The sequence below is a fragment of the Lysinibacillus sp. NPDC097231 genome (assembly GCF_044761885.1).
Taxonomy (GTDB): Bacteria; Bacillota; Bacilli; order Bacillales_A; family Planococcaceae; genus Lysinibacillus.
In genome coordinates this window covers 1-7,522 of sequence record NZ_JBIWDH010000066.1, presented here as the reverse complement: position 1 = coordinate 7,522, position 7,522 = coordinate 1, and the positions used below count along the sequence as shown (strand labels likewise).

5 protein-coding genes, 19 tRNA genes and 1 rRNA gene are annotated in these 7,522 nt (G+C 42.0%); 21 read left to right on the top strand and 4 right to left on the bottom strand.

Going from position 1 to position 7,522, the window contains the following annotated elements; all coding sequences use genetic code 11:
* Positions 1–2 precede the first annotated feature (2 nt).
* The 15 genes from ACIQXF_RS22860 (at position 3) to ACIQXF_RS22790 (ending at position 1,363) form a co-directional block, all read left to right on the top strand.
* A tRNA-Leu gene (locus ACIQXF_RS22860) sits at positions 3–91 on the top strand.
* An 18-nt stretch (positions 92–109) separates the two neighbouring features.
* Positions 110–186: transfer RNA gene (locus ACIQXF_RS22855), tRNA-Arg, on the top strand.
* A gap of 9 nt (positions 187–195) precedes the next feature.
* Positions 196–272, top strand: a tRNA-Pro gene (locus tag ACIQXF_RS22850).
* Positions 273–278: 6 nt separating this feature from the next.
* A tRNA-Ala gene (locus ACIQXF_RS22845) sits at positions 279–354 on the top strand.
* 27 nt (positions 355–381) lie between these two features.
* Positions 382–455 (top strand) — tRNA-Met (locus ACIQXF_RS22840).
* Positions 456–462: 7 nt separating this feature from the next.
* Positions 463–539, top strand: a tRNA-Ile gene (locus ACIQXF_RS22835).
* A 15-nt stretch (positions 540–554) separates the two neighbouring features.
* Positions 555–647: transfer RNA gene (locus ACIQXF_RS22830), tRNA-Ser, on the top strand.
* Positions 648–700: 53 nt separating this feature from the next.
* Positions 701–775, top strand: a tRNA-Met gene (locus tag ACIQXF_RS22825).
* Positions 776–779: 4 nt separating this feature from the next.
* Positions 780–855, top strand: a tRNA-Asp gene (locus ACIQXF_RS22820).
* A 19-nt stretch (positions 856–874) separates the two neighbouring features.
* Positions 875–950: transfer RNA gene (locus ACIQXF_RS22815), tRNA-Phe, on the top strand.
* A gap of 5 nt (positions 951–955) precedes the next feature.
* A tRNA-Gly gene (locus tag ACIQXF_RS22810) sits at positions 956–1,029 on the top strand.
* Position 1,030: 1 nt separating this feature from the next.
* A tRNA-Ile gene (locus ACIQXF_RS22805) sits at positions 1,031–1,107 on the top strand.
* A 4-nt stretch (positions 1,108–1,111) separates the two neighbouring features.
* Positions 1,112–1,188, top strand: a tRNA-Asn gene (locus tag ACIQXF_RS22800).
* A gap of 10 nt (positions 1,189–1,198) precedes the next feature.
* Positions 1,199–1,289: transfer RNA gene (locus ACIQXF_RS22795), tRNA-Ser, on the top strand.
* Between the two features lie 2 nt (positions 1,290–1,291).
* Positions 1,292–1,363: transfer RNA gene (locus ACIQXF_RS22790), tRNA-Glu, on the top strand.
* Between the two features lie 228 nt (positions 1,364–1,591).
* Here ACIQXF_RS22790 and ACIQXF_RS22785 read toward each other — a convergent pair.
* The 4 genes from ACIQXF_RS22785 to nadB all read right to left on the bottom strand — a co-directional run bounded on the left by ACIQXF_RS22785 (position 1,592) and on the right by nadB (position 5,424).
* Positions 1,592–1,852: a hypothetical protein gene (locus ACIQXF_RS22785; RefSeq protein ID WP_402788069.1), complete on the bottom strand. Its 261-nt coding sequence runs from the start codon at positions 1,850–1,852 to the stop codon at positions 1,592–1,594.
* A gap of 78 nt (positions 1,853–1,930) precedes the next feature.
* Entirely contained in the window at positions 1,931–3,034 is a 1,104-nt protein-coding gene (gene nadA / locus ACIQXF_RS22780; RefSeq protein WP_402788066.1) for a quinolinate synthase NadA, read from the bottom strand.
* Positions 3,021–3,881 carry a carboxylating nicotinate-nucleotide diphosphorylase gene (nadC, locus tag ACIQXF_RS22775; RefSeq protein WP_402788063.1) on the bottom strand — a complete coding sequence of 287 codons (861 nt, stop codon included), beginning with the start codon at positions 3,879–3,881 and terminating at the stop codon, positions 3,021–3,023. Before nadC ends, nadA begins: the two co-directional genes overlap by 14 nt.
* Positions 3,835–5,424: an L-aspartate oxidase gene (nadB, locus tag ACIQXF_RS22770; RefSeq protein WP_402788060.1), complete on the bottom strand. Its 1,590-nt coding sequence runs from the start codon at positions 5,422–5,424 to the stop codon at positions 3,835–3,837. Before nadB ends, nadC begins: the two co-directional genes overlap by 47 nt.
* Before the next feature lie 89 nt (positions 5,425–5,513).
* Here nadB and ACIQXF_RS22765 point away from each other — a divergent pair, with 89 nt between their 5' ends.
* The 6 genes from ACIQXF_RS22765 to ACIQXF_RS22740 all read left to right on the top strand — a co-directional run bounded on the left by ACIQXF_RS22765 (position 5,514) and on the right by ACIQXF_RS22740 (position 7,514).
* Entirely contained in the window at positions 5,514–6,593 is a 1,080-nt protein-coding gene (locus tag ACIQXF_RS22765) for a cysteine desulfurase family protein (RefSeq protein WP_402788057.1), read from the top strand.
* Between the two features lie 454 nt (positions 6,594–7,047).
* Positions 7,048–7,163 (top strand): 5S ribosomal RNA (gene rrf / locus ACIQXF_RS22760).
* Positions 7,164–7,173: 10 nt separating this feature from the next.
* Positions 7,174–7,249 (top strand) — tRNA-Val (locus ACIQXF_RS22755).
* Between the two features lie 3 nt (positions 7,250–7,252).
* Positions 7,253–7,328 (top strand) — tRNA-Thr (locus ACIQXF_RS22750).
* Between the two features lie 4 nt (positions 7,329–7,332).
* Positions 7,333–7,408 (top strand) — tRNA-Lys (locus ACIQXF_RS22745).
* A gap of 21 nt (positions 7,409–7,429) precedes the next feature.
* A tRNA-Leu gene (locus tag ACIQXF_RS22740) sits at positions 7,430–7,514 on the top strand.
* The last annotated feature ends 8 nt before the right edge of the window (positions 7,515–7,522 follow it).

Genomic DNA, 7,522 nt, shown 5'->3' with positions numbered 1-7,522 from the left:
GTGCCGGGGTGGCGGAACTGGCAGACGCACAGGACTTAAAATCCTGCGGTAGGTGACTACCGTGCCGGTTCGATTCCGGCCCTCGGCACCATTTTTATTTTAGTAATTAGCGCCCGTAGCTCAATTGGATAGAGCGTCTGACTACGGATCAGAAGGTTGTGGGTTCGACTCCTGCCGGGCGCGCCATATATATTTCGGAATGTAGCTCAGCTTGGTAGAGCACTTGGTTTGGGACCAAGGGGTCGTAGGTTCGAATCCTGTCATTCCGACCATTTCATGGGGCCTTAGCTCAGCTGGGAGAGCGCCTGCCTTGCACGCAGGAGGTCAGCGGTTCGATCCCGCTAGGCTCCACCATAAGATTATAACCAGTATAAAGATCCTGGCGGCGTAGCTCAGCTGGCTAGAGCGTACGGTTCATACCCGTAAGGTCGGGGGTTCGATCCCCTCTGCCGCCATCTTAAAGGACCTTTAGCTCAGTTGGTTAGAGCAGACGGCTCATAACCGTCCGGTCGCAGGTTCGAGTCCTGCAAGGTCCACCATTTATATATTGTTACGGAGGTATACCCAAGTCTGGCTGAAGGGATCGGTCTTGAAAACCGACAGGCGGGTAACACCGCGCGGGGGTTCGAATCCCTCTACCTCCTCCAGTTTATATTTTTATAAATGGTGCTTGAAAAACTCGAAAAGAATATATTATTAACGCGGGGTGGAGCAGTGGTAGCTCGTCGGGCTCATAACCCGAAGGTCGTTGGTTCAAATCCGGCCCCCGCAACCAAAATGGTCCCGTGGTGTAGCGGTTAACATGCCTGCCTGTCACGCAGGAGATCGCCGGTTCGATCCCGGTCGGGACCGCCATTTAAATTTTAAAAAATATGGGTCAGTAGCTCAGTTGGTAGAGCATTAGATTGAAGCTCTAAGTGTCGGCGGTTCGATTCCGTCCTGACCCACCATAAATGCGGGTGTAGTTTAATGGTAAAACCTCAGCCTTCCAAGCTGATGTCGTGGGTTCGATTCCCATCACCCGCTCCAAGGGCCTATAGCTCAGCTGGTTAGAGCGCACGCCTGATAAGCGTGAGGTCGATGGTTCGAGTCCATTTAGGCCCACCATTATTCCGAAGTAGCTCAGTTGGTAGTAGCACCTGACTGTTAATCAGGTTGTCGCAGGTTCGAGTCCTGCCTTCGGAGCCATTTTTTATTTGGGGAAGTACTCAAGAGGCTGAAGAGGCGCCCCTGCTAAGGGTGTAGGTCGGGTAACCGGCGCGAGGGTTCAAATCCCTCCTTCTCCGCCATCGGCCCGTTGGTCAAGTGGTTAAGACACCGCCCTTTCACGGCGGTAACACGGGTTCGAATCCCGTACGGGTCATACTAAAAATGCAGTAGATGTAATTTACATCTACTGCATTTTTTTTGTATGAAGATAGCTTTGAAGATTCTATAAATGAATGAACTTTTCAATCAATTATGCCTCTGCATAATTGCGTCTGGAATTGACTTTGTGCTTGGGCCAGCGGATATTTTTTGTGCGAAAGCCAGTGCTAACGTAGCGAGAGCAACAAGATGTTAGTCACTCAGTAGTATATTGTTGCTGCCGCTACGTTTGCACTACGCTATCGCACAGACAAGACCCTTTTGCTGTCGCTTCGCTTTCGCACAGATAAATTGCCACTGGACGTGGAGTTCTTAGACTGAGTTCCTCTATTTCAGCGGACGTTTGGACACCCGTTGAAAATAGCTTAAATCCACATTCTTCTAACCAACTATAGTGGTGGGAGACTTCTGTATCTGCCGCTGTCGCTATGCTTTCGCGCATAAAACATTTGCCGCTGTCGCTATGCTTTCGCGCATAAAACATTTGCTGAAAGAAATTCAACAATTGTTATTCAACATCTATAAACAAACCGTCTACCAGCAGTGATAGACGGTTTGTTTTTTAAGCTTTTATTAGCATTCTTTCGAGAGAACTAATTGCTTCTTTTGTAATGTAAGGATCTACTTGAATACGATTATGTGGTTGCCCTTGTTCAATGCTTTCTAGACACCAAAGTAAATGAGGAAGGTCAATTCGGTTCATTGTAAGACAAGGACAGAAGTTCTCATTTAGGGAAATAATCTGCTTATCCGGGTGCTGCTTAATAATACGATTAACAAGATTCATTTCTGTACCGATTGCCCATGCTGAGCCACTTGGTGCTTTATTAATCGTATCAATAATATATTTTGTAGAACCAGCTTCATCTGCTGCTGCCACAACCTCACGGCTACATTCAGGATGAACAATAATGCGCATATTTGGATGTGCCTCACGTACAAATTTCGTATGCTCGACTGTAAATCCTTCATGAACAGAACAGTGCCCTTTCCATAAAATTACTTGGATATTTTCAGGGGATTGGTCTGTTTCAAGCGTGTTCGTATGTGGATTCCAAACTGCCATGTTTTGAAGTGGAATTCCTAAATCGTACGCAGTATTTCTACCTAAATGTTGATCAGGTAAAAAGAAAATACGTTGTTTTTGTGTAAAAGCCCATTTGACCATATCGTTTGCATTGGACGATGTTACACAGGCTCCCCCATGTCGCCCAGTAAATGCCTTAATAGCTGCAGTAGAATTGACATATGTTAGCGGAATAATAGTATCGCCAAAAAGGTGCTGTAAAATTGGCCATGCTTGTTCTGTCTGATATATATCTGCCATGTCTGCCATTGAACAGCCTGCACGCATATCAGGTAAGTAAACATGCTGTTGATTAGTCGTAAGCATATCAGCTGTTTCTGCCATAAAGTGTACCCCGCAAAACACAATATACTCAGCTTCTTTGTTAGCTGCTGATAGTTGAGCAAGCTGCAAGGAATCGCCTGTTGCATCTGCAAATTGAATCACTTCATCTTTTTGATAATGATGTCCGGGAATGAAGAGTTTACTACCTAATTTCTTTTTTATAGCTTTAATGCGAAATTCCATTTCATTTTTCGATAATCTACGGTAATGCTCTGGTAGAAGTGACGTTTGTTGTAATAAACTAGTGATGGACAAAGGGGTTAGCTCCTTTCGTTTGTACAAGTGCACTAATATCAAAGGCTTTTACTGAATGTGTTAGTGCTCCAAGTGAAATCCATTGGATGCCTGTTTTAGCATAGGTGTTCAAATTGTGAAGCGTAATGCCACCTGAAGCTTCTGTAGAGATATGTGGAGGAACAGCGGGAAGCCATTCACATATTTCTTCAGGACTACGATTATCAAACATAATGATGTCTGCACCAGCTGCGATTGCTTCATGTAGCTGTGCTTTTGTTTCGATTTCAACTTCAATTTTAACTGTATGGCCAATTTTTGCACGGGCAGCCTGTACTGCTTTGGTAATACTGCCTGCAAAAGCAATATGATTATCTTTTAGCATAATCGTATCGTATAAACCATTGCGATGGTTGTAGGCGCCACCGACTCTAACAGCATATTTATCTAACATACGTAATCCAGGCATTGTTTTACGTGTATCACAAATCTTCGCATCAGTACCTGCTGTTTCACGGACTGCTAAATTTGTAGCCGTAGCGATAGCAGACATGCGTTGGATAAGATTTAAAATAACACGCTCACCAATTAACAGCTTTTGAAGAGGCCCTTGAATAACAGCGAGCACATCACCGTTATTTACCTGATCTCCATCTTTTTTATAAAGTGTAATATTCATTAACCGATCAAGTAGAAGAAATCCATACTCAATAATGGGCGCTCCACAAAAAATTCCGCTTTCTTTCGCATAGAAAGAAAAAGATCCCTGCTGTTCGGCAGAAAAAATAAATTCGCTCGATAAGTCTCCATCTCCTAAATCCTCATTGAAAAATTGCTTGAGCATTTCCTCGAGTTTGATGATATTCATATAATGAATTCCTCACTTTCATCTGTCCTTGTAGAAAAATAATCCACCGTTTTTCCCACTGTCTGTCATTCTGTGGTTTATCAGTACGAATATGAGCTCCGCGGGATTCTGGTCGTGCAACGGCTGCATGTACCATTAATGTAGCGACAATATGCATCATATAAAGTTCAAGTTCCTGTCGATTCAACCCATCTAAATTAACATCAAGAAGTGTTTTTAGTGATGGCAATTGTTTTACGAATTGCTGCATGTCGATAGGATTTCGTACAATGCCTAATGTGTGCATCATTGTTTGTCGTAATTGATCTTTGGTAAATAATAATGGCATTGGATATCGGTAATGTTTAAAAGCAATGGAGAAATTGTTTTGATTGCAACCTTTTTGAATAACGAATTGGGCCATTCTTTGCCCAAACGTGATTCCTTCTAATAGAGAGTTACTAGCTAAACGATTGGCGCCATGCACCCCTGTACAAGCAACTTCACCAATTGCATAGAGATTTGGAATAGATGTTCTTCCCATGTTATCGGCAATAACACCGCCCATTAAGAAATGACTTCCTGGTGCTACAGGAATCAAACCATTCTGTAGATTAATATGGTTGTCATGGCAAAGCTGGGCAACTGTAGGGAATTTTATTTCAAATTGCTCAATACTTGAAATATCAATAAATGTTTCTTGCCCATTAAGCCGTTTTTTAAATAACGCAAGTGCTGTAATATGGCGTGGTGCTAGATCGAGCTGTGCGTGTATACCTTTCATAATTGGCTGGCGTTGTGCATCAACAAAAATTCCTCCAAGGCCACGTACAGCCTCGGAGACTAATCCCTTTGCTTCACCATTACACCACAGTAAGCTTGGATGAAATTGCATAAATTCCATATCACTGATGGCAGCCCCTGCGCGATATGCTAAAGCGATGCCATCTCCTGTACTTGTTTCATAATTAGATGTACAAGAATAGAGAGCCCCTGCACCTCCAGAAGCAAGAATAATGTGATGAGCAAGATAACGTTTGGTTCCTTTTTCTCCTCTTGTTAGCACTCCAATACAATCTCCAGCTGTATTCAATAAAAGCTCGTAAGCCATTTCATAGCAATTAATAACGATATTAGGTGTAAGCTGTTCAAGCAAATAATTTATCAGTACTTGACCAGTACGATCACCACCTGCATGTAAGATACGATGATGACTATGTGCTCCCTCTAAGCCCAGAGCTGGATCTCCATCTACTTGACGATCAATGGGGAACCCCTCTTTTAGAAAATCACGTATAATATTGGTGCCGTTTTCGATAAGTACTTCAACATTCCTTCTTTCATGATGATTTTCTCCTGCAGTCAACGTATCAGCAATATGAAATGTTGGGTGATCTTCTTGACTTGTAACGGCAGCAATTCCGCCCTGAGCGCGATAGGAACTACTCATATTAACAGATGACTTTGTAACAATCTGCACTTGAAAGTGTTCTCCGAGTAGTCGAGCTGCTTGAAGTGCAGCAATTCCACTACCGATAATAAGTACATCTGTCTTTACATTCATAACTATACCTTCTTTACAGTTGTCTTGACACATATCTTTACATAAAATAAAAGAGAAAACAAGACCTGAAACCAGAAAGGAAGAATAAGGTGATTTATCTAGATTACGCAGCAACATCTCCAATGACTCCAAAAGCTCTTGAGGCTTATTATGAGATAGCGAAACGGTATTATGGGAATAGTGCAAGCTTGCATGATGTAGGGGGCCAAGCGAATTATTTCGTTGAACAGGCAAGAGCTGTTGTAGCAAAATCACTTGGCGTGAACAGTGATGGCGTAATCTTTACGGGAAGCGGAACTGAGGGTAATCTCATTGCAATTTTATCTTTAGCTTTAGCATCAAATAAAGGGAAGCATATTATTTCATCACAAGCTGAACACACATCCGTATATGCTGCATTAAATACACTTGAGAAGATGGGTTTTGTGATAACTAAATTACCCTTACAACAAGATGGGTGCATCGATGTGGAACAATTACAAGAAGCGATACGTGAAGATACGGCTTTAATAACGATTCAACATGTTAATTCAGAAATAGGCTCTATTCAACCTGTGGAAAAAATTGCAGAGGTAGCAAAAAAGTCAAACATTCACTTTCATGTAGATTGTGTGCAGTCTTTTTGTAAGCTCCCTTTAATTCAAGAAGTGGATGCTATTACTGTTTCAGCTCATAAAATTGGTGGACCAAAAGGGTGTGGAGCTATTTATATGAATCCAAAACTCCGTGTTCCAGCATTAACACCTGGTGTGACACATGAGCGTGGATTAAGAGGTGGAACATTAGATACACCAGCAATTATCGCTTTTGCTACAGCGATTGACGAATATCATGATAATCGTCAGCATTATGTAATGTTACGTCGATACCTTAAGCAGATTTTGCCTGAAACGTGTCAGTTAGTTGAGTGTAAGGATCAGTTACCTAATATTTGCGGTATCTTAATGAAAAAAGTGGAGGGTCAATATGTTTTGTTAAAATTAAATGAAGCAGGGATATGTATTTCTACAGGAAGTGCATGTGACATTCATAGTGAATCTGGTGTCAAGGCGATTTTATCAATGGGTTATTCTATGGAAGCGGCTCGCCAATTTTTTAGAATTTCTTTTGGCCCAGCAACAACTTTTGAGGAAATTGATCAATTAAAACTGGTACTTTCTACTATTTAATGCTTTTTCAGGTGAAAGATTGTAAATAGTCTTTCATCTGAAAAGTGAATTAGAGTAAGAATAGGGATGAAAATCTATGATTAAATATATTAATAGAGTATAACCCCATAGAATTTCGTGTATTTTTGATATTATAAATTAATTGTTTTCTTTTGATTAAACAATTGTTATAATGAGTAGCAGAGTGATAATTTCTCTTACATAACAAAAATATCTTCAAAAAGTAATAATTTCTTTTTTTTATAAAAAAGTATTGCACAATGTGAGAAAACGTTATACAATAATTCTTGTCTTGAAGGACAGATAATACTTCAAAACGAAATACATAAGGGTTTCAAGATACGAGTAGTTCGAGGAAACGATGGAGAGAAGGAAGGAGCGTACTCAAGTACGTGACTGACTAAACGACAGAAGCTGACAAAGAAATACGACATATATTGAAAGCCGTTAATAGTCTAGTGATGATGGCAAAGAGGTCACACCCGTTCCCATACCGAACACGGAAGTTAAGCTCTTTAGCGCCGATGGTAGTTGGGGGCTTCCCCCTGCGAGAGTAGGACGTCGCTAGGCATAATACCCAGGAGGATTAGCTCAGCTGGGAGAGCACCTGCCTTACAAGCAGGGGGTCGGCGGTTCGAGCCCGTCATCCTCCACCATATGCCGGTTTAGCTCAGCAGGTAGAGCAACTGACTTGTAATCAGTAGGTCGTGGGTTCGATTCCTATAGCCGGCACCATTTGGAGCCATTAGCTCAGTTGGTAGAGCATCTGACTTTTAATCAGAGGGTCGAAGGTTCGAGTCCTTCATGGCTCACCATTTAAATTGCCAATAAAAAATGCGGGTGTGGCGGAATTGGCAGACGCACTAGACTTAGGATCTAGCGCCGCAAGGCGTGGGGGTTCGACTCCCTTCACCCGCACCATTTTTAGA

Excerpts from the sequence above, each read along its gene's own strand:
- ACIQXF_RS22785 (WP_402788069.1), bottom strand. The coding sequence starts at position 1,852 with ATGTTTTATGCGCGAAAGCATAGCGACAGCGGCAAATGTTTTATGCGC.
- nadC (WP_402788063.1), bottom strand. The coding sequence starts at position 3,881 with ATGAATATCATCAAACTCGAGGAAATGCTCAAGCAATTTTTCAATGAG.
- nadB (WP_402788060.1), bottom strand. The coding sequence starts at position 5,424 with ATGAATGTAAAGACAGATGTACTTATTATCGGTAGTGGAATTGCTGCA.